Source organism: Geobacter anodireducens, assembly GCA_001628815.1.
In the GTDB taxonomy this organism is placed as follows: domain Bacteria; phylum Desulfobacterota; class Desulfuromonadia; order Geobacterales; family Geobacteraceae; genus Geobacter; species Geobacter anodireducens.
The window spans coordinates 989144-1015807 of record CP014963.1 but is presented as its reverse complement, the minus strand read 5'-3'; the positions used below and the strand labels follow the sequence as shown (position 1 = coordinate 1015807).

Here is a 26664-nt window from a genome sequence, read left to right as displayed (position 1 = left end):
TTGGACCGGGACCGAATCGTTTTTCGACTACCTGACGCGGCGCGGCGTCAGCCGGCGCGAATTCCTCGGGTTCTGCGGCAGGCTTGCAGTCCTCGTGGGGGCCGGGCTGGCGGCAACCGGTCCTCCCGCAGCGGCCGCGCGGGAGATCGCCCGCAGGCTCGGCAGCGCACAACGCCCGAACGTGGTGTGGCTGCAGCTCCAGGAGTGCACCGGCTGCCTGGAGAGCGCGCTCCGCTCCGGCAGCACCCCCGTCGACGAACTCCTGCTCGAGCTCATCTCCCTGGATTACAACGAACTCCTGATGACCGCCTCCGGCAGCGAGGCGAACTCCCTCCTGGCCGAGGCGGCGCAGAAGCCCCACCTCCTCATCGTCAACGGCTCGGTGCCCCTCAAGAGCCACGGCGCCTACTGCACCATCGGCGGCGAATCAGCGGAAGCGGTCCTGAAGCGGGCGGCGCAGAACGCCACGGCCATCATCGCGGTGGGGGCCTGCGCCACCTACGGCTCGATCCAGGCCGCCTCCCCCAACCCCACCGGCGCGTGGGAGTTGACGACGTCATCTCCGGCCGGCCGGTCGTCAACATCGGCGGCTGCCCCCCCATCGCCGAGGTAATCACCGCCACCATCGGCTACTACCTGGCCTACGGCCACACCCCGCGCCTCGACGACGAGGGCCGGCCGCTCTTCGCCTATGGCCAGCGGATCCACGACAAGTGCCCCCGCCGGGCAAACTTCGACGCGGGCCAGTTCGCCGAGCGCTTCGACGACGAGGGAGCCCGCAAGGGATACTGCCTCTACCAGCTCGGGTGCAAGGGACCGGCTACCTTCGCGCCCTGCCCCACCCTGGAATGGAACCTGGGCCAGAGCTTCCCCATCAAGGCGGGCCACCCCTGCCTCGGCTGCACCGAAGAGCAGTTCTTCGACAGGATGACCCCCTTCTACCAGCGGGTGCCGGACATCCCCCTGCCGGGAATCGGCGTTGAGAGCTCGGCCAACGTCCTTGGCGCCGCCGCCGTTGCCGCCTCGACGGGCGGGGTTGCGATCCACGCCGCGGCCACGGTGATTGCCAGGCAGCGCAAACGGAGGAGCACGCCCGAATCCCTGCCCCTGGCGGTGCTCGGCGAAACCGGGGCCGAGCGCCCCACGGAGAAGCGGGACAAGAGCGGATAAGCGGTGCGGCCGCCCTGAGTGAAGCGGCGGACCGGCCACCGGACCGCCGGAGATGAGGAGCGATCATGGCTACCCAGCGAGTCGTCATTGACCCCATCACCAGGATCGAAGGACACCTGCGCATAGAACTGGAAACGAGCGGCGGCAGGATCACCGACGCCTGGGCCAGCGCGACCCAGTTCCGGGGGATCGAGACCATCCTCAAGGGCCGCGACCCCCGGGACGCCTGGGCTCTGGCCCAGCGGATCTGCGGCGTCTGCACGGGCATCCATGCCATCGCCTCCGTCCGGGCGGTGGAGGATGCCCTGGACTACCCCATCCCCAGGCAGGCGGAGCTGATCCGCAGCCTCGTCACGGCCATGGGGATCGTGCAGGACCATGTCATGCACTTCTACCACCTTCACGCCCTCGACTGGGTCGACGTGAAGAGCGCCCTGGCCGCCGATCCCCAGGCCGCGGCCCGCCTGGCCGCCTCGGTCTCCCCCTGGCCCAGCAACTCGGCCGCCTGGTTCCGGGAGGTGCAGCAACGGGTGGGCGCGTCCGTGTCGGGCGGCCAGCTCGGCATCTTCGCCGGCAGCTACTGGGGGCACCCCGCCTACCGCCTGCCGCCGGAAGCCAACCTCCTCGCCCTGGCCCACTATCTGGAGGCGCTCCAGTGGCAACGGGAGGTCATCCGCCTCCACACCATCTTCGGCGGCAAGAACCCGCACCCCAACTTCCTGGTGGGGGGAATGGCCTGCTCCATCAACCTGGACAACCAGCTCGGCATCAACGCCGTGCGGCTCGACGAACTGACCGGGCTCATCGGCCGGGCCCGCCGCTTCGTGGAAGAGGTCTACTACCCGGATGTCCTGGCCATTGCCGGCTTCTACCGGGAGTATGCGGCCATCGGCATCTCCAGCCCCACCCTCATGGCCGTGGGCGAGAGCGCCTTTTCCTGCGCGGGCACCCCGGTGGCTGGAGAGGTGCGGGCCGGCGTCCTGGCGGACGGCAACTACGAGGAGCTCCGCCCCTTCGAACCGGCCAAGATCGCCGAGTTCGTCACCTCTTCCTGGTACGCCTATCCCGAGGGGGACAAGGCGGGGCGGCATCCCTGGCGCGGAGAGACCGTGCCCCGCTACACCGGGCCACGCCCCCCCTACGGGCAGATCTCCGACAACGTCAAGTACACCTGGGTCAAGGCGCCCCGCTACGATGGCCGGGCAGTGCAGGTGGGCCCCAATGCCAGGATGCTCGTGGCCTGCGCCCAGGGCCACAAGGACGCAACACGGCTGGTGGACGACGCCCTGGCCGGGCTGGGAGCCGGCCGGGAGGCCCTCAATTCGACCCTCGGCCGCACCCTCTGCCGGGCCGTCGAGTCGGTGCTCCTCTGCAACCGCATGGATGAATGGTTCCGGCAGTTCCAGGAGAGAATCCATGCCGGCGACACCGCCACCTTCAACCCCGACAAGTGGGACCCGGCCACCTGGCCGAAGAGCGCCCAGGGGGTCGGCTTCACCGAGGCGGCCCGGGGTACCCTGTCCCACTGGGTGGAGATCGAGAACGGCAGGATCACCCGCTACCAGTGCGTGGTGCCAAGCACCTGGAACAGCTCGGGCCGCGACGCGAGCGGCCAGCCCGGCCCCTTCGAGCACGCCCTGGCCCACCGGGGGCACCATCCCCTCCTGGAACCCGGCCGTCCCCTGGAGGTGCTGAGAACGATCCACTCCTTCGATCCCTGCCAGTCCTGCGCGGTCCACCTGCTCGACCCGGCAGGCGGGACCATCGGCACGGTGAGCGTGTCATGAGCGAACACGAGACGCCCGAAGGCGACATCCGCATAGAGCTGGGAGACCCGGCACCCTTTGCCGGGGAGAAGAAGCGCGAACTCCTGGTGGCCGCGGCCCTGGGAGCCCCCTTCGGGACCACGGACCCGGCCGACCTGGCCCTGCTCGGCGCCGCCTCACGCAAGGAGGACCTGCGGCACTACGAGCAGACGGGGTATGCCCCCCTGGACCCGGGGCTGAACTACAGCATCGCCCGGGTCCGCCGTGCCGGCACCGCCCGGGAGGAGCTGATCGCCCGGGGCGGACTGAACTCGATCCTCTACCTCTGCCGGGCCGACGAGTCGACCCGCTACCGGGCCGAGATGGAGGCGGGCGAGCGGATGGTCCACGGCTTCCGGCCCCTGGCCGTGGCCCATGGCGAGCCGCTGCCCGAGGGAGGTGAGAAGTGGACCTTCCTGGGGTTCGTGCCGCTGCGGGCCACCCGCGAGCAAAGCCGGCGGGCCGAGGAGCCCGGCGCCTTCCGCTACGTGCCGGTCTGGGACTGGCAGCTCCGCTCCCTCCACTGGCTGGCGGTGCTCCTGATCGCCGTGCTCAGCGTCACCGGCATCCTCATGGGAAGCGGCCGCCCCGCCTACGCCGGAGCCCGGGAGAGCTCCTTCCTGTTCGGCTACCTGCGGTTCATCCACTTCGCGGCCGGGTGGCTCCTCCTCGCCACGGCCCTCATCCGCATTGCCGGCCTCTTCCTCGCCTCGAACCGCTATCAGCGCTGGGACGCCCTCTTCCCGGTGAAGCCGCGGGACCTGCGCAACCTCCTGACCGTGGGCCGGAACTACCTCTTCTGCCGCTTCGACCGGGGCCCCACTATATCGGCCACAACCCGCTCCAGCAGGTGGCATACACCGCCATCTACGGGGTGGGCATGCTCGCGCTCCTGACCGGCTTCGCCCTCTATGCCCTCTACGCGCCGGACCACTGGCTCTTCCGCCATCTGGTCCGGCTCGACACCCTGGTGGGGGTCCAGTACGTGAGGCTGGCCCACCTGCTGGTGATGTGGATCTTCCTGGCCTTCATCCCCATCCACGTCTATCTGGCCATCAGGGCGGACACGGTGGAGCGCGAGGGGGCCATTTCGTCCATCATCAGCGGCGGGCGCTGGTGCCGCAGGGGGACCAGCTTCGAGGATGGTTGATACCGAATCGCGGAGCCGGGGAACCGGGCGGAGCGGGTGCGCCCTCTCCCGACGCCGCTTCCGGCCGCACGGCGCCGGGACGTGCCTTCCCCCGCGGATTCGGGTTGATGTCCGGCACAGGGTACGGATGACCGTCTCCAACCCGGGGAGCATCTGTCATGACGCGTGTCGATCTGATCCTTCTTCATCCGCCGAGCATTTTCAACTTCCGCGAGCTGCCGATCTTCTACGGCCCCATCAGCGATGTCATACCCTCATCCTCCCTGTTCGAGAACTATCCCATCGGCTTCATCACCCTGTCCGAGCACCTGAACCGCAACGGCATTTCGGTCAGGGTGGTCAATCTCGCCCTGAAGATGCTCAGGGACCGATCCTTCGATCCGGAGGCATTCGTCGCCAGGCTCGACCCCGTCGCCTTCGGCATCGACCTCCACTGGCTCCCCCACGTGGACGGCAGCCTCACCCTGGCGGAACTGGTCAAGAAGCACCATCCCGGCACGCCGGTCATCTTCGGCGGCCTGTCCGCCACCTACTACCACCGGGAGATCATGGCCGACTATCCCTTCGTGGACTTCATCCTGTGCGGGGATTCCACCGAGGAGCCGCTGCGCCTGCTCATGGAGGCCATCAAAAACGGCGGCGACTTCGCCACCGTCCCCAACCTGGTCTGGCGCGACGGCCGGGGCGGCGTGGTCGACAACGGCATCTCCTACCGCCCCCCGAACCTGGACCATGTCCACTTCGACTACTCCCACCCCCTGAAGATGACCGTCAAATATCACGACCCATCCGGTTACCTCCCCTTCCGCAACTGGCTGTCGAACCCGGTCATGGCGGTCTTTTCCTGCCGTGGCTGCCTCCACGACTGCGTCTCCTGCGGCGGCTCGGCATCGGCGTTCCACAGGCTGTGCGGCCGGGACCGCCCCGCGTTCAGGTCCCCGGAGCTGCTGGCAAAGGATATCCGGGCCATAGCCGCCTGCACCGGGGCACCCGTGATGGTGGTGGGCGACCTGCTCCAGGCCGGGCGCGACTATGCCGAACGCTTCCTGCGGGCCATGAAGCGGTACCGGATCGAAAACGAAATCGCCATCGAGTTCTTCCACCCGCCCCCTGCCGAATTCGTCCGGCTGGTTTCCGACTCCCTGATCAACTTCAACGTGGAGATCTCACCCGAATCCCACGACCCGCGGGTCAGGAGGGCCTTTGGCAAGAACTACGGCAACGCCGAACTGGAGGCGTCCGTCGCGGCCTGATCGACAGCACCTGCCGCCGTCTCGACCTGTTCTTCATGGTGGGGCTGCCGTACCAGGACTACCGCTCGGTCATGGACACGGTGGAGTACGGCGGCGAACTGCTCCGCCGGTTCGGGGAAAACGGCACGCTGCTCCCCATGATCGCTCCCCTGGCCCCCTTCGTCGATCCCGGCTGCCGGCTGTTCGAGGAGGCCGAGCGCTTCGGCTACCGGCTGTTCGCCCGAACCCTCCGGGAACACCGGCAGGCCATGCTCATGCCCACCTGGAAGCAACGGTTGAACTACGAGACCTCCTGGATGAGCCGGGACGAGATCGTCCGGGCCACCTACGACGGCGCCCTGCGCCTCATCGAGCTGAAGGCGGCCCACGGGCTGCTGGACGGGGAGGAAGCGGACGAAATCAGGGCGCACATCCGGATGGCCGTGGCGCTCGAATGGCGCATCGAAAACGCGGACGTCATCGACGGGTCACTCCGGGAGGATATCTTCCGGTTGAACCGGATGGACCTGCTGTGCCAGAAGCATGAGCTCCAATGGCCCGTCAAGGGGCTGAAACTGAAACTGCCGAACATCCTGAAACTGCTGTTCGGCAGGTAAGGGGCAACGACCGCCATGGAACAGGACCTTCTCGCCACCATCATCGACGCCGAAACGGAGATCCGGGAACGGATCGCCGGGGAGGAGCGGCGGGCCGCCCAGATGCTGGCAGAGCTGCGGCGCGAGCTTGACGACGAGGCGGCGCGGGAAGAGGAGCGGCTGGCGGCGGAGGTTGGCCGGGCCGTGGCGGCAGCGGGGATGATGCGCGGGTGCGGGCCGCAGCTCTGGTGAAGCGCGCGTCCGGGCCGCAGCGCTGGTGCACCGCGCCGCCGCCCGGACGGAGCGGCTGAGCAATCTCGACCAGGCAACCCTGGAGCGGCGCGTCCTCGCCGGCCTTGGCCGGATCGTGCCGGAGCCGGAACCATGATCGCCAGGATGGTCAAGATCGAGATCGTGGGTCCCTCGGAACTGCTCCTGGAGGTCCTGTCCCTGCTGCGCGACCTGGAGCTGTTCCAGATCGAGCAGGACATCACCGGCTTCGTGGCGGCGGAAGACCGGGACAAGGTGCGTCCGCTCCTGTTGGACGAGAAGACCATGGCCGAACGGATCTACTGCGAGGACCTGCGGGCACGGATCGACGAACTGTTTGCCTGCCTGCCGCGGGAGGAAATGCGCCAGAGCTACCTGGACCCCGGCGACGTGCTCGAATCGGTGAACGAAACCCTCCAGCGGCACAGCGCGCTCTGCCGCGAGTGGTGCCGGAAGCGGGAGGAGCTCCGGACCGAACTGGCGGAACTGAGCGGCTACAGCGTCTTTCTCGGCGCCCTGGAGCCCCACGTGACAACCATCGCGCCGGACAGCGGCCTCGACTTCATCGGCGTGACCATTCGGGAGCCTGCGGCCGTGGCAGAACTGATGCGGACCCTGGCCCGGCTGACCGGCGGCCGGTTCCAACTGCTCACGGTCAAAGCCGAGGACGGCACCCTGATCGGCCTGATCACCCTGGAAAAGGACCTGGCCGCCAAGGTGCGCGGCATCCTCGGGGAGCAGCACGTGCCGGAGATGACCTTTCCGCCGGAGCTGGCCCGGATGCCGTTCCCGGAGAAGATCCGCCATCTGCGCACCCGGACGGCCGAAGTCATCGCCGGTATCGCGGCCATCGACGAAGAGCTGGCCCGGTTCGCCCGGCGCTGGGGGGCCATCTACGCGCGGGTGAGGAGCTGGCTCGACGAGCGGCTGGCGCTGCTGGGGAACACGGCCCACCTTCACCGGACCGGCATGTGCTTCTTCATCCACGGCTGGACCCCGGCAGCCGATGTGCCGCGCCTCACCGGCGAGATCCGGACGAAATTCGGCGGCGCAGTGCTCGTTGAGGAGAAACAGATCCTTGAGCAGGACCTGGACCTGGTACCGGTCACCCTGCGCAATCCTCCCCTGTTCCGCCCCTTCGAGCTCTTTGCCCGGCTCCTCCCTCTGCCCCGCTACGCCTCCTTCGACCCGACCCCCTTCATCGCCGTCTGCTTTCCCCTCTTCTTCGGCATGATCCTGGGCGATGCCGGCTACGGCCTCGTGCTCCTGATCCTGGCGCTGATCCTGGGGCGAGTCTTCAGGCAACGGGAAACGGCGCGGGACGCCGCCCGAATTCTCCTGTTCTCCTCCTGCTACACCATCCTGTTCGGCATCCTGTACGGCGAATTCTTCGGCGAGGTGGGGGCCGGACTCTTGGGGATGAAGGAAGGGTTCATCGTGGAGCGGCGGCAGGCCATCGTGCCGATGCTCTGCTTCGCCCTGTCCGTGGGGCTGGCGCACATCCTGCTCGGCCTGCTGCTGGGGTTCATCACCGCCCTCAGGCGCAAAACCGGCCGCGAGGCCATGTTCAAGCTGGTGAACATCCTCGCCATCCTCTGCCTCGTGGTGCTGGTCCTCAGCCGGATGGAGATCGTCCCCCGGCTCCTGACCAGGCCCCTGGCCCTGATCCTGATCTTTCTCATCCCGTTCCTGTTCTTCTCGGGGGGGGTCCTGGCCCCCCTGGAACTGCTGAAGAGCATCGGCAATATCGTGTCCTACGCCAGGATCATGGCCATCGGGCTCGCCTCCCTGCTCCTGGCCCGGGTGGCGAACCGTTTTGCCGGCATGACCGGCAACGTGGTGACCGGAGTGCTGCTGGCGGTCATCTTTCATGCCGTCAACATCGTGCTCGGCGTCTTCTCGCCCACCATCCACGCCCTCCGCCTGCACTACGTGGAGTTCTACAGCAAGTTCATGGTGCCGGGGGGAAGGAAGTTCGAACCGCTGCGCAAGGGGTAGGGAGGCGCGGCACCCGCCCCTGCCCGGCAGCCCGGTGCCAAGGAGGATGCAATGGAAAAGGTCTATCTGGCTCTTGCCGCGGCCCTGGCGGTGGGGCTCTCCGCCCTGGCCACGGCCTGGGCCCAGTCCAAGATCGGCAGCGCCGGCGCCGGCACGCTCGCCGAGAAGCCCGAACTGAGCGGCACGGTCATCATCCTGGTGGCCATCCCCGAAACCATGGTGATCCTCGGGTTCGTGGTGGCCATCACGATCCTGACCATGTGACGGAGACGGCGGTGGGTACGGCGGAACTGCTGGCAGCCCTGCGCAGCGAAGGGAAGCGGAAGGAGGAGGCGATCCGGCGCCGGGCCGGGGAAGAGGCGGCCCGGCTCAGGGAGGAGGCCGCCCTGGGGCTGGCCCGCCTGCGCGAAATGCACCTGCAGGAGCAGGAACGTCTCATTGCGGCGCAGGAACGGGCCATCCTGGCCGAGGCGGAGCGGGCGGCACGGCGGGTGCGGCTGGTCGCGGAAGAAGAGATGGCGAGCCGGTTCCATGACTTGGCGCGGCGCCTTCTGCCCCGGCTCAGGGACGGGGACTATCCTGCCGCCTTTGCCCGCCTGGCCGCGGAGCTTCCCCCCCTGGCGTGGGAGACGGTGCGGGTCAACCCGGCCGACGGGGAGCGGGCCGTCGTCCTCTTTCCCGGCGCGCGCATCGAGACCGACCCCGCCATCAGCGGTGGCATGGAGGCGATCACGGAGGGGGGACGGATGCGGGTCGTCAACACCCTGGAAAAGCGACTGGCTCGGGGCTGGCCAGACATCCTCCCCCACCTCCTGGCGGAGGCGGCGACCGATGCCTGACCTGACCGCACTACTTGCCCGGCCTGTCGGAGAAGGGTACCCCACCGAGTACCTGACGGCGCGGGTCAGGGGACGCCGCGCGTGCCTCGCCGCCGGGGCTCTTCGCACCGGGACGGAGACGGCCATGCCGGCGGACCGGGCCCGGCGGAGGATGCGGCAGGAGTTTCGCTGGGCCTATGGCCAGATGAACCGGGAGATGCGGGCGGTCTTTGCCCCCCTCTTCCTCTGGTTCGAACTGGGGACCATCCTCACCTGCCTCCGCTTCCGCCGGGGGGGCGACCGGGACGGGGCCAACGCCACCCTTTCCGCCAGCCTCCTGGCCCCGGCAGTGCGGCAGGCCCTGACCGGAGGGGAGGGTCCACCGGAAGCGGCGGCTGCCCTGGGCGCGCTCCTGACGGACCTCGACGCCCGGCTCCGCGATCTGGGCACCCTCTACCGGGACCAGGGGGGACGGATGCTCGAACAACGGCTGGCCACCCTCTTTCTGGAGCGGATGGGGGAGCTTCCCCTGCACCCCCTGGTGGCGGCGTTCTTCCGCGCCCTGACCGACGTGCAGAACTTGGTCACCCTTGCCAAGCAGATCCGCTGGGACCTGCGGGAGCCCCGGTCCTTCATCCGCGGGGGAACCATCGCGCCGGAGCGCCTTGAGCGGGCGCGCGACAAGGGAACCGGCGCCGGGCTCACCGCCCTGCTGGCCTCCCTGCCGGGCATGGGCCCCCTGCCGGCGGACACGGCCACTCCCGGCCCGCTCCTGCTCCGCTGGCTCACCGGGAGAATACGGGCCCTGGGAAGAGACCCCCTGGGGCCGGGCCCCATCCTCGACTATCTCTGGCGCTGCGCCGTTGAGGCGCGCAACCTGGGGCTCATCTGCCGCTTCGGGGAGGCGGAGGACGAACTCCGCGGGGAGCTGATCCGGTGAAGAGGATCGTTTTCATTACCCCGGCCGATGCCCGGCACGGCTTCAGCCTTGCCGGCGCGACCCAGCTCACGGCAGCGCCGGCCGAGGCCGAGGCCGCGGTCCGGCAGGCCATGGCCGATCCGGAGTGCGGTCTGGTCGTCATCGACGAGCGGCTCCTGCCCGGCATCGGCGAGGAGCGCTTCCAGGAGATGGAGCGGCGGTGGTTCGGCGTGCTCATCGTCCTCCCCGCCCCGGAAGCGGCGAAAAAAGAGGAGGAAGATTACGCGGCCCGCCTCATTCGCCGGGTGATCGGCTACCATGTGAGGCTCATGCCATGACCGGACGCATCCTGGGCATAGCGGGACCGACGGTGACGGTGGACATCTCCGGGCTCAGGCTCTACGACATGGTCCGCGTGGGGACCGCCGGGCTCATCGGCGAAGTGGTGCGCCTGGAGCGGGGGCGCGCCGTGGTGCAGGTCTACGAGGACACCCGGGGGCTGGCCGTGAACCCTCTCGGTCCAACTGGCGCCGGGGCTCCTGGGCGGGATGTTCGACGGCCTCCAGCGTCCCCTCCAGCGGCTGGAGGAACTGGCCGGCCCCTTTGTCGCGGCCGGGCGGGAGGTCTTCCCCCTGGACCGGGAGCGGACCTGGGTCTTCACCCCGGCCGGGAACGCGGGGGACGAGGTAGCCGCCGGCGACCTCCTGGGCCACGTGGCCGAAGGAACATTCCGGCACCCCGTCACGGCACCACGGGGGGGACGGATCGAACGTCTGCACGCGGGGGAATTCCGCCTGGCCGACCCCATCGGCCGGATGGCCGACGGCCGGGACATCTTCGCGATCGCCCCCTGGCCCGTACGCCGGCCGCGCCCCTACCGCAGGAAGCTCTCCCCCTCCCTGCCGCTGGTGACCGGCCAGCGCACCATCGACTTCCTCTTCCCCGTGGCCCGGGGCGGCACGGCCATCTTCCCCGGCGGCTTCGGCACCGGCAAGACCATCCTGGAGCAGTCCATCGCCAAGTTCGCCGACGTGGACATCGTGGTCTACGCGGGGTGCGGCGAGCGGGGAAACGAGATGGCGGAACTGCTGGAGGAATTCGTCACCCTGGCGGACCCCTGGAGCGGCCGCCCCCTGATGGAGCGGACCATCGTGGTGGTCAACACCTCCAACATGCCGGTGGCGGCCCGCGAGGCATCCATCTACACCGCCGTGAGCATGGCCGAGTACTACCGGGACATGGGCTGCCACGTGCTCCTCCTGGCGGACAGCATCTCCCGCTGGGCCGAGGCGCTGCGGGAGATTTCCTCCTCCCTGGAGGAGATGCCCGGCGAAGAGGGCTACCCCACCTACCTCTCGTCCCGGCTGGCCGCCTTCTTCGAGCGGGCCGGGGTGGTGGAGACCCTGGGCGGGACGGTCGGCTCCCTCTCCATGATCCTCTCCGTTTCCCCGCCCGGGGGCGATTTCACCGAGCCGGTCACCCAGGCGTGCCTGCGCACGGCAGGGGTCTTCTTCATGCTCGACACCGCCCTCGCCCACCGCCGCCACTTCCCGGCCATCAACTGGTTCCAGAGCTACTCCCTCTATGAGCCGGAGATGGTGGCCCACTTCGACGGCCAGGTCTCGCCCCGCTGGAGCGAGGTCAGGCGGCGCTGCCGGGAAATCCTCCAGCGGGAGGAGGCCCTGCGCGAGGTGGCAGAGATCGTCGGCATCGAAGGGCTCCAGGATGCCGACCGTCTGCTGATGAAGGTGGCGGAGCGGATCAGGCACGAGTTCCTCTCCCAGAACGCCTACACGGACGACGCCTTTTCCGCCCCGGACCGGACCCTGGCACGGATCGCGGAGATCGTGGCGTTCCACGACCGGGCCGGGGAGCAGCTGAAGCAGGGGGTGCTCCCGGACGAGCTCCCCAGGGGATAGAACCGGCACCGGCCCGGAACGGCAGCCAGGAGGCGCCATGCGACTGTCCGAGCATCGTTACCGCACCATTTCCTCCATCAGGGGGCCGCTCCTCTTCGTGGAACAGGTCTTCGCGGCCCGCATGGGCGAGGTGGTGCGCATCGCCTGCCCCGGCGGCGAAACGGCCGAAGGGGAGATCCTGAAGATCGACGGGGACACCGTGCTGATCCAGGTTTTCGGCGAAACCCGCGGCCTGGGCCTGGACGCAGACGTTGCCTTCACCGACGCGATCCGGCAGGCCCCCCTGTCCGCTGACGTGATCGGCAGAGTCTTCAACGGCTCCTTCATCCCCATCGACGGCGCCCCCATGTTCGTGCCCGAGCAGTGGACTCCCATCACCGGCGCCCCCATCAACCCCACGGCCCGGGCGCGGCCCGAGGAGTTCATCGAGACCGGCCTCACCGCCATCGACGCCCTCAACACCCTGGTCAAGGGGCAGAAGCTGCCCATCTTCTCCAGCGCCGGCCTGCCGGCCAAGGAGATGACCGCCGCCATCGTGCGCAACGCGCGCCTCGCCGGGGGAGGCGCCTTTGTGGTGGTCTTCGTGGCCCTCGGGCTCCCCCACCACGAGTACGCCTTCTACATGCAGGTCCTCGCCGACATGGAAGGGGACTTCACGGCCTTCATCAACCGGGCCGGCGAGCCGGTCATGGAGCGCCTTCTGGCGCCCCGCTTCGGCCTCGCCGTGGCCGAACACCTGGCCTTTGCCCGCGGCATGGACGTGCTGGTGGTCATCACCGACATGACCAACTACTGCGACGCCCTGCGCGAAGTCTCCACGGCGCGGGAGGAGCTTCCCGGCCGGCGCGGCTATCCCGGCTACATGTACTCGGACCTGGCCTCGCTCTACGAACGGGCCGGACGAATCAGGGGGATGCCCGGCTCGGTCACCATGCTGCCGGTGGTGACCATGCCCGAAGACGACATCACCCACCCGATCCCGGACCTGACCGGCTACATCACCGAAGGCAGATCGTCCTCTCCCGGGAGCTGCATCAGAAGGGGGTCTTCCCCCCGGTGGACGTCCTCCCCAGCCTGTCACGCCTCATGCAGCGGGGCATCGGCAGCGGCCGCACCCGGCAGGACCACCGCCGCATCGCCGATCTCCTCTACAAGCAGTACGCCAAGGGGCGCGACCTGCGCCGCCTGGAGGCCATCGTGGGCCGCGAGGGGATGATGGGGAGCGACCGGCTCATGCTCGACTTTGCCGACGCCTTCGAGCGGGAGCTGATCCACCAGGCGCGGTGCGGCGGGACATCAACGCCAGCCTGGACGGGGGGCTCGCCCTTCTCGGGCGCTTTCCGGCGGAGGCCCAATGATCCACCCGACCCGCACCAACCTGCTCCTGCTCAAGGACAAGGGGCGCGCCGTCAGCGGCAGCATCGGCATCCTCAAGGCGCGGCGCCTGGCGCTCATCCGGGAGTTCCTGGCCGCCACCCTCCCGTTCATGCGCTCCCGGGACGAAGTCAGGGCGGCCTATGCCCGGGCGCTGCGGGAACTGCACCTGACCCTCGGCATCGAAGGGGACGAGTTCGCGGAATCCCTCGAACGGATCGCCCCCCGGGACCTGGGGGTGGAGATCGTGGACCGGAGCGTCATGGGGCTTCACTACCGGGACGTGGGATTCCGGGGCGAGGCGGTCCGGTCGCCCTCGGAGCGGGGCTATGACTACCGGCTCACCACCCCCCACCTGGAGGAGGCGTTGCACCTGTTCGAGACCATCCTGGGGGAAATGCTGGAGATCGCCGCCTACGAGAGCAGGCTGAAGCGGCTCGGCGACGAGATCGTCCGCACTACGCGGCGGATCAGGGTACTTGAGGAGCGGATCCTCCCCGGCCTGCGCCGGGAGATCCGGGAAATCGGCCACTACATCGGCGAGCGTGAGCGCGAATCACACTACCGGCTCAAGCGGTTCAAGGAGCTGCTCACCGGCGGAGGCGGAGGACGCCGCACCGCCCCGTGAACGGCGTGAAGCGCGCGGGGGACGGAGAGATGGTCACCGACCCATTCCTCATCGGCTCCGGGCTCAGGAGCCTGCGCAGGCGACGGTGCCTGCTCTGGGCAGTCATCCTCCTCTACGTGCCGGAGATATGGGTCACCCTCGCCTGGACCCATTCCGGCAGGGCCGCGCTCATCACCTTCTACGTCTGGTTCCTGTTCCTCTGGAACACGGTGATCCTGGTGGCGTTTACCAGGTGCCCCCGTTGCCGGAACTACTACCACATCAAGTTTGCATTTCCCCTCTACCTCAGGCACTGCAGACACTGCGGGCTGGCGATCGACGCGGACAAGCGGGGGAAATTGTGATGCAGCCTGCGCGGCCGACAACGCACAAAGCGGGAGGAGCCCATGCCCCTCCCGCTGTTGTGTTACTGCACCCTGCCGTTCAGGCCGCTCTTAGTACTTCGGATAGAAGCGGAGCACGAACTGGTTCGGGGTCGGCCAGGAGGCGTTCAGCTTGTTGACCGTGATGTAGTAGTTGACGCCCAGGTTGGCCAGGTCTTCGATGGGGCCGGTCAGGTACAGCCGGTTGGACTGCCAGGACGCCAGCACATCGGCCGGAACCGGCTTCTTGATGCCGTCCGAGGGATAGGGGAGGCCGTTGGCGTCCAGGCCGGCCTGGCTGCGGTAGGTCACCCAGGTCCCTTCGCAGTAGCCCGTTTCCGCGACCGGATCGGTCACCACGAAGTTGCCGTCGCAGTTGGCCATCAGCAGGTTGTCGGTGTTGATGTTGTCGTCATTGTCATAGTAGTAGGCCCAGGGCACGCCGGACAGGTTGTTCCAGTCGCCGAACAGCGCATAGTAGTTGGAGGAGATCAGGCCGGTGTCGAGCCCGTCTTCCGTGGCATTGAGCAGGTAGCTGAAGCGGTAGTTCGGATCAAAGTAGCCGGTGGTCGGGTGGTTCTTGTCGGCGGGGCCGGCAAGCCCCTGGGCAAAGAGGGCCGACAGTACTTCGGCGGACTGAACGGCGGACGAGGTGGTGGTGAAGAATCTCCCTTTCTTGTCAGTGAAGCCGAGGCCGTCACCGGACTTGGACTTGGTGAACACGCCGTTCACCATGAAGCCCAGCTCGGCCCGGAAGCCTTTCCACTTCTTCACGTCGCCGTCGGTCAGCTTCTGCATGGAGTTGTAGATGCTGGTATTGGTGTCGGTCGCCACGTTGAAATACACATCGATGGGCTGGCCGTTGGTCCCCTTCACCTTCCAGCGCTTGCTGGACTGGAGCGGGTCCGAGCACATCTTGTCGGAGAAGTCGTAGGGGTTGTAGCCGGTGGTCATGATGCACTTGAGCCCGGTCACGTCATCCTTGTTGACGACCTTCATGCCGGGCGCCTTGACGTCGGTTTCCTTCCAGGTGATCACGCCGTTGGTGCCGGTCTTGGCCGGGCTGGTGAAGAGGGTGCTGGTGTAGGTCACATACTCGGTATAAGGGGGAGGCGCCACCGTCACGTTGCTCATGTCCCACCCGGTGATGGTGCCGGCCCAGGCGGCCGAAGCGGCAACAGACAACGATACTCCCAGCAGTGCGGACAGCTTCTTTGCAGTTTTGCTTCTCGACATGATGTTCTCCTTTTCTTCGTGTGGTTGAGGTTGCTTCTCTTGCATCTCCTTTGCCCCGGGGAAGCGGACATCGTGCCCCCCTGCTGCTTCCGGGAACATCCCTTTCCACCATCCTCCTTTCCGGTGTGCGACCCATTTCTCCAGTTCTGGCAGGCGCCGGGCCGGGGCGCGGCTCACGATGCCAGGCGGCTGTAATCAGTGATCATGCGTTCCCTGTTCAGCAATGGGCATACCAACGGGACAGCATCTCGCAACATATCGGTATTATTGTATTTTTTTGATAAATATGGTTTTTTTGAGTCGTAAGCCAGGCAACCCTGGTTGCCATGACTTCAGGCTGTTCTGCCGTAGTTACCGGAAAGAAACCGGCGGGAGCGGCTGTAACGCCTGGAGGAAACACGTGGGGACAATGCGGATAACATGCTGTTGTTGCAGAGTAAAACAGGAGAGATGCCACCTGAGCCATCCGGCGCGCACATGACATGAAGAGGAACGCAACGGATCCCCGCAACCAGGGTTGCAGGGTGCAACCAGGGTTGCGGGGGTTTGTGCGGGGGGGGGGGCGGGAAATCCTGGGCCGACCGGGTCAGGACCGCTGGCGGCCCGCCAACAGTGGCTCAGATCATCCGGTAGTGGCCGGCAATGGCCTGGTAGCTGCGGTAGGCCTCCAGATAGCCGGCATCCTCCCGGTAGGTGGCCGGATAGATGGGGGGCACCGGGCGGTGGTTCAACTCGCGGTCCACGTTGACAAAGGTGAAGAGGCACGAGTTGGAGAGGGCCTTGACGGTCCGGTCGCGGCTGATCCGCTCGATGTTTGCCTCCACGCAGACAAAGCTCTCGTTGGTGAAGACCACCCGGCTGGTGAAGTGGAGCTTGTCCCCGATCCTTACCGGGTGGAAGAAGTTGATCCGGTTCACGGCCGCGATGATGGAGCGGTCCGGCGCCACCAGCTCGGAGCAGATGCCCGACAGCTCGTAGGCGCGGCGGATCAGGTAACCGCCGAAGATCCGCTGGGGCACGTACTCCTGCTCGGGATACATCCGCTCCCAGGCATCCGCCACCAGACTGCCGGCCCGGTGGCCGCCAAAGCCGGGCTCCTCCTGGGCCCGGTGGAGCCGGTCCAGCATCTCGTACTCATCCCGGCTGGGGGGCTCTTTCAGCGACGCCTGCTGCCGGCGGTACTCCTCCCGGCCGGCAACGGCCTTGTCCGCCCGCTGCTGCTCCAGCTCGTCGCGGTACTCCAGGGGGGGCAGGGCAATGCTCTCGCCCGCCTCTTCCCCGCCACGGGCAACCATGGTGAAGTAGCAGGAGGCGATGTGCGTGGCCGGGTCGCCCGCGTGCTCCAGGCGGATCCCCACCACCATGGAGGAGCGCCCCACGTGGTTGATCCGCGCGCACATGACGATGTCGCGGTTCACGTCCACCACGTGGCGCAGCAGGATATTGTCGATGGCTGCCGTCACGACCCGGCCCTCCGGGTGGAAGCGCCGGACATAGGCCAGGGCCGTCTGTTCGGCAAAGATGTCCAGTTCTTCCAGCAGGAGGCCGAAACGGAAGTTGCCGGGGATATCCTCGTCAACCACCATGAAGCGCCGCCGCTGCTTCAGGTCGCTGCCCAGCGGCAATTTCCGGTTGAGCGAGGTTTCGGTGGGGGTGGTCATGGCATGCCTCCAGGGTTCGATGGGATCGGTCGGCGCAGGCCGTGCGAGCGAGAACGGCGCGCCCGGAGAGGAGTGTACCAGAACGGGGCCGAAAGACACGGTAAAAGGGGGCGAACCGGCTCCTTTTCAGCTCCCCCCGCCCGATACCGGCCCGCAGACCTCGTCCACCAGCGCCGGGTCGATGGCCACGGGGCGCGGCTGCCAGGTGGGATCGAGCCGTTGCATGCCGCCGACGAATTCGGCCGAGCCCATCAGCAGGTACCCGGCCGCGGCGCGGAGCAGGTCCACGGTCTTGGCCGGCAGTGCGAACGACGTGGGCAGCGCCTGCAGGCAGAGGCGCAGGCGCGGGTCCGGGATATCGTCGAAGGTCAGCTCGGCAAAGGTGAACTCGGTCACGATCGGGTTCGGGATCGGCGGGGCCGACGGGCACTCCTGCCCCAGCCGCCGGTTGCAGGAATCCACTGTCCGGGCCAGCTGGCGCATCTGCTGAAAATGGCCGTCGACCATCTCCACGCTGTCAAAGGAGACGTCGTCCATGGGGCCGTTCAGGGCCACATCGAGGACGGCGCCGATCCCCGGCGGCGCGCTCTCGGCGTCCCAGCTCCGCTGCTTGGTCGTCTTGGCGTTGGCCGCGATCACCATGAGCCGCCCCAGCCGGTTCAGGTTGGCGTAGCGGAGGATGCTCCACGCGCTGTCCGTGGTGGTGACCGCCTGGAACGGCCCCCTGAGCCCCAGGTTGTCCGACAGACCGCCGTCCAGGAGGTGGGCGTAGAGCCGGTCGGGCTCGCGGTACGACCGGGCGGCCATGGCGTCGGCCACGCGGCGCTTCGGGTTGCTCTCCCGGTCCAGGCCCAGCCCGATCCATTCGGGGAGTGGGCCGCACGGCTCCTTGTGGATGGTAAGGGTGAGCGGGGCAAAGGCCACCGGGAAATTGGACGAGGCGGCCACGGCCCGGGCGACCGAGACCCCGGCCAGGTCCGAGCAGAGCAGGTCGAACTGGTCCTGGGTGAACTCGAACCGGTGGACGATGCTGATGTCCGTGGCGTTCAGTACCAGGAAGGGCGCCCTCTTCCCGGGCGCGGCGGCCAAGTCGGCGAAGGTCTTGCCCCCGAAGACCGTGTCGTTGTAATACTCCTCCGCCATGTCGATCCGGCTGAAATCCGGCGAGGCCAGGCGCCACCAGTTGTAGGGGTTGAACAGGCGCCGCACGAGCCCGCCCTGAATGTCGCGGTAGAGGAATCTACCCGGAAAATCGTCGAAGAACCGGTCCGGGTAGAGCGCGTAGTAGGCCGAGGTAAAACTCCCGCCGGAAACCGACGAGATGATCTCCACGTCGTCCAGGAGCCGGTGCCCGGCCCCGTCCCGGCCGGCGTACTCGACCCTGTTCAACTCCTCCATCAGGCCAAAGGAAAAGGCCGCCGCGCGGGTGCCGCCGCCCGAGAACGCCAGCAGGACAAAGGGCTTGTCCGCCGTGGGCTGGGGCCTGACCACGCTGTAGCGGTAGCCCGCTGCCGGTGAAACGGTCGTCAGCCGGGGATTCTCCGGATAATGGGCGCAGCCCCCCGCCACGAGCGCCGCGCCGGCCAGGAACAGCCTCAGTCCTCTGCCCGTCACACGCATTGGAACGCCACCTCCAGGGGCGCCACCGGGTCGGTGTTTCTGATCACCACGGTCACCTTGGGCGGGGCACAGGTCTTGCCCGCAGGGCACCGGAGCGTCACGGTGTGGCGGCCCGGGTTGCACTGCTTGGCCTGCAGCACCCCCGCGTCGTCCTTGTTGGGGCCCTGGTCTACGCCGTCGAGGATCACGGTGCCGGTTTCCGGGCAGGGGCAGACGAAGAACTCCATGGGCATCTCCTTTCGTGGCGGGTGTGCGAAGGAGGTGGCGGATCATGCGGACAGGGGGGTGCACGAATTCGTCAAGCGTTAGAATAATATCATACGGTTAACGACTCGGGGAGCGACGCGGGCAATTTTTCGCCCCGGGACAAGACGGCAGCCGGTTGCCGTCAGCCCGGCCGGCATGGTCAAGGTCAGTTCAGGTCAGGAGGTAAGAACCGGTGCCGGGGGGTATCGACTGGCCAGCGTCGTTTTTCAACTCCATCTGTACCGAGGCGATACGCCCGACTGTCGTGCGGGCACCGAAGCTGCGACCGATCCCCTGACGCAGGTAATCCACCCGCAAATCGATGGTGTCAAAGCGACCGAACCGCGTCACGATCTGCCCCACCGTCTCATGGGGATGTTTTTCGGCAATCGCCGCCGGCACAAAACCGGCGACCGTATCCGCGCCGTGGCAATCACCCCGCCATGAAGACGGCCATGGCGATAACTGCCGATCAGTTCCGAACGCATATCGAATGACAAACTGGTCGGTTCATCCGCATGAGCACCCGACATCTGCAGTCCTTTCGAGGCACGGAATCGATGATCGATCGGTGCCAGACACACGTAAATAATGGGGATAGGCGGTTCGCTATCCCCATTATTTCGTCGGGAAGGCCTGAAGGTTTACACCGCTTGACATTCCCCTCCAAAATACTGTACCGTACAGTACAGTTTATAATCGAGAGTATGAGAGGGCTTATTGAATGACCCCTGAATTCCTACCGTCCACATCGTCTCCAAAACGGCTGGTTATCACAATCGCTGCCCTCGTGGCGACCAGCCTTTGTGGCTGCGCCATGCTTCCGGAAACCGGCCGGCTCGGCAGCATGAAATCTTCTTCCGACTATGAGACCACAGCATCATTTTCAGCACCCGCCGGCACTTGGCCGGCAGAACGCTGGTGGCAGTCGTATGGCGATTCTCAGCTTGTCACATTGATTGACGAGGCACTGCGCGATTCGCCGGACATGGCCGCAGCAGCGGCACGCATGCGCCGGGCCGAAGCATACGTCACGGTATCCAGATCCGCCCTGATCCCGCAGGTAAGCGCCAATGCGTCGGTGACTGAACAGAAGATCAGCTACAACCACCTGATTCCCCGATCCGCAGCATCCGACGGCTGGCAGGATTACGGGCTGGGCACGATCGACCTGAAATGGGAGATCGACTTCTGGGGCAAGAACCGTGCGGGGTTGGCGGCGGCCACATCGCAACTGGAGGCGAGCCGCGCCGAGACAGCCCTGGTGCGGCTGAACATCGCGGCGGCCATTGCCATGAATTACTCCGAACTGGCGGGGCTCTATGCGTTACGGGATACCGCCGTCCGTACGGTGGAGATTCGCAAAAAAACGGTTGAACTTTTCTCGGAGAGATTCACCAACGGCATGGAAACCCGGGGGAGCGTCAGTGAGGCCAAAGCCCGGCTGGCCGGAGCAGAGGGTGATCTGCTCTCCATTGACGAGCAGATCGGCCTGACCTGTAACCGCCTGGCTGCCCTGGCAGGTGCCGGTCCGGACCGGGCACGTTCCATACACCCGCCAACGGTCAATCTCAACAGCAGTTTCGGACTACCGGCAGAACTTGCGGCAAACCTCGTGGGACGCCGCCCTGACGTGACCATGGCGCGTCTTGTGACCGAAGCGCAGATGCACCGTATCGATCAGAAGAAAGCCGAGTTCTATCCCAACGTAAACCTGGTTGCCTTTATCGGTGTGCAGTCGTTGGGGCTGGACATGCTGACCAGGGCAGGATCGGATATCGGCGGGATCGGCCCTGCCGTATCCCTGCCGATTTTCACTGCCGGCCGCTCTGACGAGATGGTTGCCAATTACAACGCAACGGTGACCCACGCCCTGGAGGACGTTGCCAATGCCGCCCTCAGCATCAGGCGCTGGCCGGGCAGTTGGAAAAAGGCGACGAAGCTGTGGCGGAAGCGGCCGAGGCACATCGGGTGGCTCGCAATCGCTACGAGGGAGGACTCGCCAACGTTATCGAAGTCCTGTACGCGGAAGATGTCCTGCTGAACAGCCAACGGATCCTCGCCGGACTCAAATCCAGGGCACTGGCCCTTGATGTCGCCTTGCAGCGCGCCCTTGGCGGCGGATACCAGCACTCTAAAATCTAACACTGCGAAGGATGCCGACATGTCTGAAACTGCCGAATCGATTCCCACCGATGTATCCGCAACAAATCGCCGCAAGAAACTGCTCATCGCCCTAGCCGCGGTTGTCGTCATCTCGGCGGCAAGTGCCACGGCGTACGCGCTTTTGTACGGCTCGCACTTCGTCTCTACCGACAACGCCTACACGGCGGTCGAGGTTGCCCAGGTGACTCCGTCGGTCGGCGGGACCATCAGCGAGGTGCTGGTGACCGACACCCAGACGGTCAGGAAAGGTGACATTCTGGTCAGAATCGACCAGACCGACGCCAGGCTCGCCCTTGCCCAGGCAGACGCCGACCTGGGGCGAGCGATTCGCCGCGTCAAGGGGTTTATGGCCAATGACGGCAGCCTGCATGCCCAGATCACGGCCCGGGAGGCCGATGAGGAACGGGCTGCGGCCCAACTCCGTTCGGCTGAAGCGGATTTTGAACGGGCACAGATTGACCTGAAACGCCGCGCGACACTATCGACATCGGGCTCGGTATCCGGAGATGAACTCACCCGTGCCCAAAATGCCTTTGCCGCTGCCAAGGCCAATCTGGACGCCATTCGGGCCGCCATTGCCCAGGCCAGGGCAAACCGCAGCACCGCCATCAGCGCTCGCGAAGCCAACGCCGTACTCATTGACGGCACGACCGTGGACACCAACCCCGAAGTGCACTGGCCCGTGCCCGCCGCGACCAGGCGGCAGTCGATCTGGAGCGGACCGTGATACGGGCCCCGCTGGGCGGCATCATCGCCAAGCGGCAGGTACAGGTCGGCCAACGTGTCCAGGCCGGCACCCCCTTGCTCTCCGTGGTGCCCGTGCAGGAAATGCATGTCGACGCCAACTTCAAGGAAGTGCAGCTCAAAAAGGTCCGTATCGGCCAACCGGTCACACTCCATGCCGACATTTACGGCAAGTCGGTGGCCTACCACGGCACCGTCGAAGGCTTTTCGGGCGGCTCAGGCTCTGCCTTCTCCGCCATTCCGGCCCAGAACGCCACCGGCAACTGGATCAAGGTTGTCCAGCGCCTGCCGGTACGCATCAAGCTCGATCCGGCAGAACTGCTGAAGAACCCGCTCAAGGTCGGCCTGTCCATGACTGCCGAAATCGATACCCGCGGCAGGAACTAAGTGGAGAACGCCAGCATGAGTCAAGCCTCACCATCTACCACTGCCGCTGAAAATGATGCCCCGCTTTCCGGGGGCATGCTCTGGCTTGCGGCAATCATCCTCGCGGCAGCAAACTTCATCGCTGTTCTCAACATGACGATCGCCAACGTTGCGGTGCCGAACATCGCCGGCAGCCTGGGGGCGACCGTCAGCCAGGGCACCTGGGTCATTACCTCATACGCCGTAGGCGAGGCCATTACCGTCCCGCTGACCGGCTGGTTGTCGGCACGTTACGGGGCGGTACGGGTCTTCGTCTGGGCGATGGTCTTCTTCGGCATATTCTCCCTGGTATCAGGTCTGGCCAACTCGCTGGGGTTGCTGGTGGTCGCCCGCATCTTTCAAGGCTTTTCCGGCGGACCGCTGATGCCGTTGTCACAAACCCTGCTGATGCGGATCTTCCCCAAGGAAAAAGCAGCCGCTGCCCTGGGGTTATGGTCGATGACGACCCTCGTGGCACCGGTGCTCGGCCCTATTCTGGGCGGTTATTTCTGCGATGAATACAGTTGGTCATGGATTTTCTACATCAACCTGCCGATTGCTTTTCTTGGAGGATTCTTCGCCTGGCAATTGCTGAAGCGCTACAGCGAACCCCTGATCCGCAACCCCATCGACCGGGTGGGCCTGGTCCTGCTCGTCATCTGGGTCGCGGCACTGCAGCTCATACTTGATGAAGGGAAAAACCTCGACTGGTTCGCCTCCGGCAAGATCGTTGCCCTGGCCATTATTGCGGCCATCGCCTTTGCCGCCTTCATTATCTGGGAGCTTTATGAGGAGCATCCCGTCGTCGACCTCAAGGTATTCCGCCATCGCGGGTTCACCGCCTCTGTGCTGACCATCAGCCTGGCGTTTGCCGCCTTCTTCGGGGTCAGCGTACTTACGCCGCTCTGGCTGCAGAATTTCATGGGGTACACCGCCACGCAGGCCGGCCTGGCCACCGCCGGCACCGGGCTTGCCGCGTTTTTCGTTGCTCCGCTGGTGGCCCAGTTGACGACTCGGATCGATGCCCGAAAACTGGTGTTCGGCGGCGTCATCTGGCTGGGTATCGACACCCTGTGGCGCACCGTGGCCACTACCGACATGACCTTCTGGAATATTGCCGTCCCTCTGGTGTTTCTGGGATTCGGCCTCCCGTTCTTTTTCATCCCGACGACCGGATTGGCCCTGGCGAGCGTTGAAGAGCGCGAAATGGATTCCGCCGCGGGTCTGATGAACTTCCTGCGTACCCTGTCCGGTGCCTTTGCCACCTCCATTGTGACCACGACCTGGGCCAACCAGATTACGCGCAACCATGCCGAACTGGTGGGGCTCGCCGACAGTGACCGAAGCGTGAGAACCATGCTCGAAAACTCGGGCGCTCCCGGCGATGCGGTGAATCAGGTTATCGACTACATCATAACCGGCCAAAGCGTCATGCTGGCCACCAACCAATTGATGTGGGCCATCGGCATCGCCTTCTTTATCGCAGCTTCAGTTATCTGGATCGCACCAAAGCCGAGCCGGGTGGTTGACCCGTCAGCCGGCGGGCATTAAGGAGGATCGCCATGTTCAAGCACATCCTTGTTCCAACCGACGGTTCGCCGCTCTCCCAGGAGGCAGTCAACCGCGCCGTCTCATTCGCCAGGGAAATCGGATCGCGCATAACCTTTTTCTGTGCCGTACAACCGGCTCCCAAGATGTACTACGGTACGGGCGCCATCTTCGATACGCATACCTTCGCCACGTTTCGCGAAAAGATGCTCGGCACCGCCAATGACATTCTGGATGCAGCCGGAAAGATCGCCGAGGAGGCGGGAGTTGAGTACGGCAAGGTGACACTGGTTAGTGAAGAACCCTACAACGCCATCATCGAAGCGGCCAGTCGGAACCAATGTGATCTGATTTTCATGGCGTCACACGGGCGCCGCGGCGTCAGCGGATTTTTGCTCGGCAGCGAGACGCAAAAGGTGCTTGCGTACTCGACAATTCCAGTTCTGGTGCACAGGTCAGACAGGTCACTCTAGGGAGCGGGCGGAACGATGGCAAGAAAGCGGGAACCGGAAAAACAGCCTAGCCACGAACGCTGGCTCGTGTCCTACGGAGACCTGTTAACCCTTTTGTTTGCAGTCTTTGTTGTTTTGTATGCCATGTCGCAAGCCGACAAAAAGAAAACAGAAGAAGTGATGCAATCAATACAAAGTGCCTTCGGCATGTCAGTTGCCGGATCTCCGGGCTCTAAACCCAATGTGATTCCATCAGATCAGATCAATCCCATTCCGAGCATAAAGCCATCACTGTAGCGCGCCCGGTACCCTGGACACAAGATAAGAGTCACGCAGCCTTCTTGACTTGATACTCCTCGAAAGCTTGTCGTGGGCTTCTGAAACCGAGTTTTTCAACCAGCCACAGCCGGTTGTAACGATCCATGAAGTCAGCTACTGCCGTCCTTACTTCTTCAATTGTGCGGTAGTGGCGGCCATAGATGACCTGTTCTTTGAGAGTCCGATTGAACCGTTCCGTCACCCCGTTGGTCTGCGGTTCGGCAACAAACGAGAAACTTGGGGCGATTCCCCAGAACTTGATCTGGTTCTGGAAATGTTCCGAAAGGTATTGGCTGCCGTGATCCATCCTCAGTACCAGCCCACGGGCAGCAGCAGCTCCGACTGAGCCGAAACGGGCCTTGATTCCCATGAAGAGCGGCTGCAATGCGGCAAACCGATCGCCATTCTTGGTCACATGCCAACCGACGCACTCGGCGTTCCAGTGCTCCACGGCGCTAAACAACCAGCACCACCCTTCTTCCAGGGTGAAGATCCTGGTGCCATCGGTACCCCACATGACGTTGGGAGCCGCCGTGATGATCTTGCCGTCGTGCTTCTTGGTCTGTCCCTGAACAACCCGGTGAGGAGAGAGCAGGTTGTTCTCCCGCATGAGACGCAGCACCCGCTTGCGGCCGACTTTGATCCCTTTGACGAAGCGTAGGCGTCCCCAGACCTTACGGTGCCCCTCGCCGATAAAGGGGGATGTCTCCAGATCGGTTCGGATAAGAGCAAGTACCTCGTCGTCAGTGAGCGGTGTTTTCGGGCCACGCTTGAGCAATACCGATGGCAGGGTTTTTCTGCCTTGGCGGCTATAGAACGACGAGCGGGGCATTTCCCAGGCACGGCAGACGCGCTGAACGCCGTAGGCTTTACCGGTGGCAGGGGAGATCGTAGCGCTCATTTCTTCGATCTCCTCTGGGCCAAAGGGTGGGCACGCCTCGCTTTCTCCCGGAGGAGCTCGTTTTCCATGGTGATCTCACCGATGCGCTTGAAGGCTGCATCGAGTTCTGCCGCCAACGGATCACCTTCACGAGCCTTGAGAGCAGATTCTATTCCCTGGAGTGCTTTCTGATGCCACTCTTCCAGGCGATAGATTTCGATGCCCAACTCACGGGACAAGGCATCGATTGGTTCACCGCGCATCAACCGCAGGACAACCTCCTTTTTGCGGTTGGCGCTCCAACGTTTGACTTCCGGTGCTGCTCCAGTCGAGCTACGCTCTCCTTCCGCCGCACCGGAGACACTGACATCCTTTTCCATTGACGACCTCCTTGAACACGTAGATTTACCTCATTTTCGTGTCCAAGAAAACCGGGGCCGCCATACATAAAGCCATCACTTTCATCGACCTCAGAACAGAAAAAAGGCGCCGGCAATCATGCCGGCATTAAAATTACGGCCTCAGAAAACGAGTTTAAGCAAATCAAGTCATCCATTGAGGCATATCTCATCAAAGAAGGGAAATCAGACAAGGTAATCGTAGACATTACGAGACGCGGCTTGGTAATAAGCTTGAAAGAGGCCGGTTTCTTTGATTCAGGTAGTGACAAAGTAAAACAACCGTCAATAAGTGTCATTGCAACCATAGCTCGATCGCTTGCCATCTATGCAAATGAATTAAGGATAGAAGGACATACCGACAATGTTCCCATTAGAAATTCCCTGTTTCGCTCTAACTGGGAGCTTTCGAGCGCTCGGGCAAACAACATAATGCACCTTATGACAGAATCGTACGGTTTGCAACCCGAGAGAATATCTACTGTAGGCAACAGCGAATACCGTTCCATTGACACAAACGACACAGCAGAAGGCCGAGCCAAAAACAGACGGGTTGATATTGTAGTCTTAAACTCTGAGGCAGAGAAATTGGAGGCTAAATCGGCTGCACAATGACTGATCATAAAAGCCGGCCAATCTAATGCCATTGAACGGCTTTGCTCCATAGAAATATTAATTGATACGGCCAGTGCCCTGTGATTCGGCATTCGTCAGTCTTGAGGTGCTGATATGGAAACTTCCAGATTATT

The 26664-nt window shown here is 64.9% G+C and carries 20 protein-coding genes and 6 pseudogenes; 19 read left to right on the top strand and 7 right to left on the bottom strand.

What is annotated here, in order from left to right; all coding sequences use genetic code 11:
• Window positions 1-31: 31 nt before the first annotated feature.
• The 15 genes and pseudogenes from A2G06_04730 (at window position 32) to A2G06_04660 (ending at window position 14223) form a co-directional block, all read left to right on the top strand.
• Window positions 32-1170: pseudogene (locus tag A2G06_04730) on the top strand (Ni/Fe hydrogenase).
• Window positions 1171-1235: 65 nt separating this feature from the next.
• The gene (locus A2G06_04725) at window positions 1236-2957 is read left to right on the top strand and encodes a hydrogenase (protein ID ANA39772.1); all 1722 of its coding nucleotides are present in this window, start codon (window positions 1236-1238) and stop codon (window positions 2955-2957) included.
• A pseudogene (locus tag A2G06_04720) lies at window positions 2954-4125 on the top strand (iron hydrogenase). The gene A2G06_04725 and the pseudogene A2G06_04720 overlap by 4 nt, the downstream one beginning before the upstream one ends.
• A gap of 158 nt (window positions 4126-4283) precedes the next feature.
• On the top strand, window positions 4284-5378 hold the full coding sequence (locus A2G06_04715; GenBank protein ID ANA39771.1) for a hypothetical protein: 1095 nt from the start codon (window positions 4284-4286) through the stop codon (window positions 5376-5378).
• A gap of 35 nt (window positions 5379-5413) precedes the next feature.
• The gene (locus A2G06_04710; protein ID ANA39770.1) at window positions 5414-5974 is read left to right on the top strand and encodes a hypothetical protein; all 561 of its coding nucleotides are present in this window, start codon (window positions 5414-5416) and stop codon (window positions 5972-5974) included.
• Window positions 5975-5989: 15 nt separating this feature from the next.
• Window positions 5990-6205 (top strand): hypothetical protein, encoded by a 216-nt coding sequence (locus A2G06_04705; protein ID ANA39769.1) that lies wholly within the window; start codon window positions 5990-5992, stop codon window positions 6203-6205.
• 132 nt (window positions 6206-6337) lie between these two features.
• Window positions 6338-8221 (top strand): ATPase, encoded by a 1884-nt coding sequence (locus tag A2G06_04700; GenBank protein ID ANA39768.1) that lies wholly within the window; start codon window positions 6338-6340, stop codon window positions 8219-8221.
• Between the two features lie 51 nt (window positions 8222-8272).
• Window positions 8273-8485: an ATPase gene (locus A2G06_04695; protein ID ANA39767.1), complete on the top strand. Its 213-nt coding sequence runs from the start codon at window positions 8273-8275 to the stop codon at window positions 8483-8485.
• An 11-nt stretch (window positions 8486-8496) separates the two neighbouring features.
• Window positions 8497-9060, top strand: coding sequence for a hypothetical protein (locus A2G06_04690; GenBank protein ANA39766.1), 564 nt, complete (start codon window positions 8497-8499; stop codon window positions 9058-9060).
• Between the two features lie 124 nt (window positions 9061-9184).
• Window positions 9185-9979: a hypothetical protein gene (locus A2G06_04685; GenBank protein ID ANA39765.1), complete on the top strand. Its 795-nt coding sequence runs from the start codon at window positions 9185-9187 to the stop codon at window positions 9977-9979.
• On the top strand, window positions 9976-10296 hold the full coding sequence (locus A2G06_04680; GenBank protein ID ANA39764.1) for an ATPase: 321 nt from the start codon (window positions 9976-9978) through the stop codon (window positions 10294-10296). Before A2G06_04685 ends, A2G06_04680 begins: the two co-directional genes overlap by 4 nt.
• Window positions 10293-11877, top strand: a pseudogene (locus A2G06_04675) (V-type ATP synthase subunit A). Before A2G06_04680 ends, A2G06_04675 begins: the two are co-directional and overlap by 4 nt.
• A gap of 37 nt (window positions 11878-11914) precedes the next feature.
• A pseudogene (locus A2G06_04670) lies at window positions 11915-13235 on the top strand (V-type ATP synthase subunit B).
• On the top strand, window positions 13232-13879 hold the full coding sequence (locus A2G06_04665; GenBank protein ANA39763.1) for an ATPase: 648 nt from the start codon (window positions 13232-13234) through the stop codon (window positions 13877-13879). The pseudogene A2G06_04670 and the gene A2G06_04665 overlap by 4 nt, the downstream one beginning before the upstream one ends.
• The gene (locus A2G06_04660) at window positions 13876-14223 is read left to right on the top strand and encodes a hypothetical protein (protein ANA39762.1); all 348 of its coding nucleotides are present in this window, start codon (window positions 13876-13878) and stop codon (window positions 14221-14223) included. Before A2G06_04665 ends, A2G06_04660 begins: the two co-directional genes overlap by 4 nt.
• Window positions 14224-14313: 90 nt before the next feature.
• Here the strand turns inward: A2G06_04660 and A2G06_04655 are convergent, their stop codons facing one another.
• From A2G06_04655 to A2G06_04635, 5 genes are all read right to left on the bottom strand, one after another.
• Entirely contained in the window at window positions 14314-15477 is a 1164-nt protein-coding gene (locus A2G06_04655) for a hypothetical protein (GenBank protein ID ANA41592.1), read from the bottom strand.
• 617 nt (window positions 15478-16094) lie between these two features.
• On the bottom strand, window positions 16095-17138 hold the full coding sequence (locus A2G06_04650; GenBank protein ID ANA39761.1) for an acyl-CoA thioesterase: 1044 nt from the start codon (window positions 17136-17138) through the stop codon (window positions 16095-16097).
• 126 nt (window positions 17139-17264) lie between these two features.
• A complete protein-coding gene (locus A2G06_04645; protein ANA39760.1) occupies window positions 17265-18758 on the bottom strand; it encodes a hypothetical protein in 1494 nt (497 codons plus the stop codon).
• The gene (locus tag A2G06_04640; GenBank protein ID ANA39759.1) at window positions 18749-18985 is read right to left on the bottom strand and encodes a hypothetical protein; all 237 of its coding nucleotides are present in this window, start codon (window positions 18983-18985) and stop codon (window positions 18749-18751) included. The genes A2G06_04645 and A2G06_04640 overlap by 10 nt, the downstream gene beginning before the upstream one ends.
• Window positions 18986-19175: 190 nt before the next feature.
• Entirely contained in the window at window positions 19176-19406 is a 231-nt protein-coding gene (locus A2G06_04635) for a hypothetical protein (protein ID ANA39758.1), read from the bottom strand.
• A 322-nt stretch (window positions 19407-19728) separates the two neighbouring features.
• On the opposite strand from A2G06_04635, the pseudogene A2G06_04630 reads away from it, so the two are divergent.
• The 4 genes and pseudogenes from A2G06_04630 to A2G06_04615 all read left to right on the top strand — a co-directional run bounded on the left by A2G06_04630 (window position 19729) and on the right by A2G06_04615 (window position 24340).
• A pseudogene (locus tag A2G06_04630) lies at window positions 19729-21149 on the top strand (multidrug transporter).
• Between the two features lie 19 nt (window positions 21150-21168).
• A pseudogene (locus A2G06_04625) lies at window positions 21169-22301 on the top strand (efflux transporter periplasmic adaptor subunit).
• A gap of 15 nt (window positions 22302-22316) precedes the next feature.
• Window positions 22317-23870 carry a multidrug resistance protein B gene (gene emrB, locus A2G06_04620; GenBank protein ID ANA41591.1) on the top strand — a complete coding sequence of 518 codons (1554 nt, stop codon included), beginning with the start codon at window positions 22317-22319 and terminating at the stop codon, window positions 23868-23870.
• Between the two features lie 11 nt (window positions 23871-23881).
• Window positions 23882-24340: a sulfate transporter gene (locus A2G06_04615; protein ID ANA39757.1), complete on the top strand. Its 459-nt coding sequence runs from the start codon at window positions 23882-23884 to the stop codon at window positions 24338-24340.
• A gap of 307 nt (window positions 24341-24647) precedes the next feature.
• On the opposite strand, the gene A2G06_04610 is transcribed toward A2G06_04615, so the two are convergent.
• Both A2G06_04610 and A2G06_04605 read right to left on the bottom strand, forming a co-directional pair.
• Entirely contained in the window at window positions 24648-25538 is an 891-nt protein-coding gene (locus tag A2G06_04610) for an integrase (GenBank protein ANA39756.1), read from the bottom strand.
• Window positions 25535-25897 carry a hypothetical protein gene (locus tag A2G06_04605; GenBank protein ANA39755.1) on the bottom strand — a complete coding sequence of 121 codons (363 nt, stop codon included), beginning with the start codon at window positions 25895-25897 and terminating at the stop codon, window positions 25535-25537. The genes A2G06_04610 and A2G06_04605 overlap by 4 nt, the downstream gene beginning before the upstream one ends.
• Window positions 25898-26664: the final 767 nt, after the last annotated feature.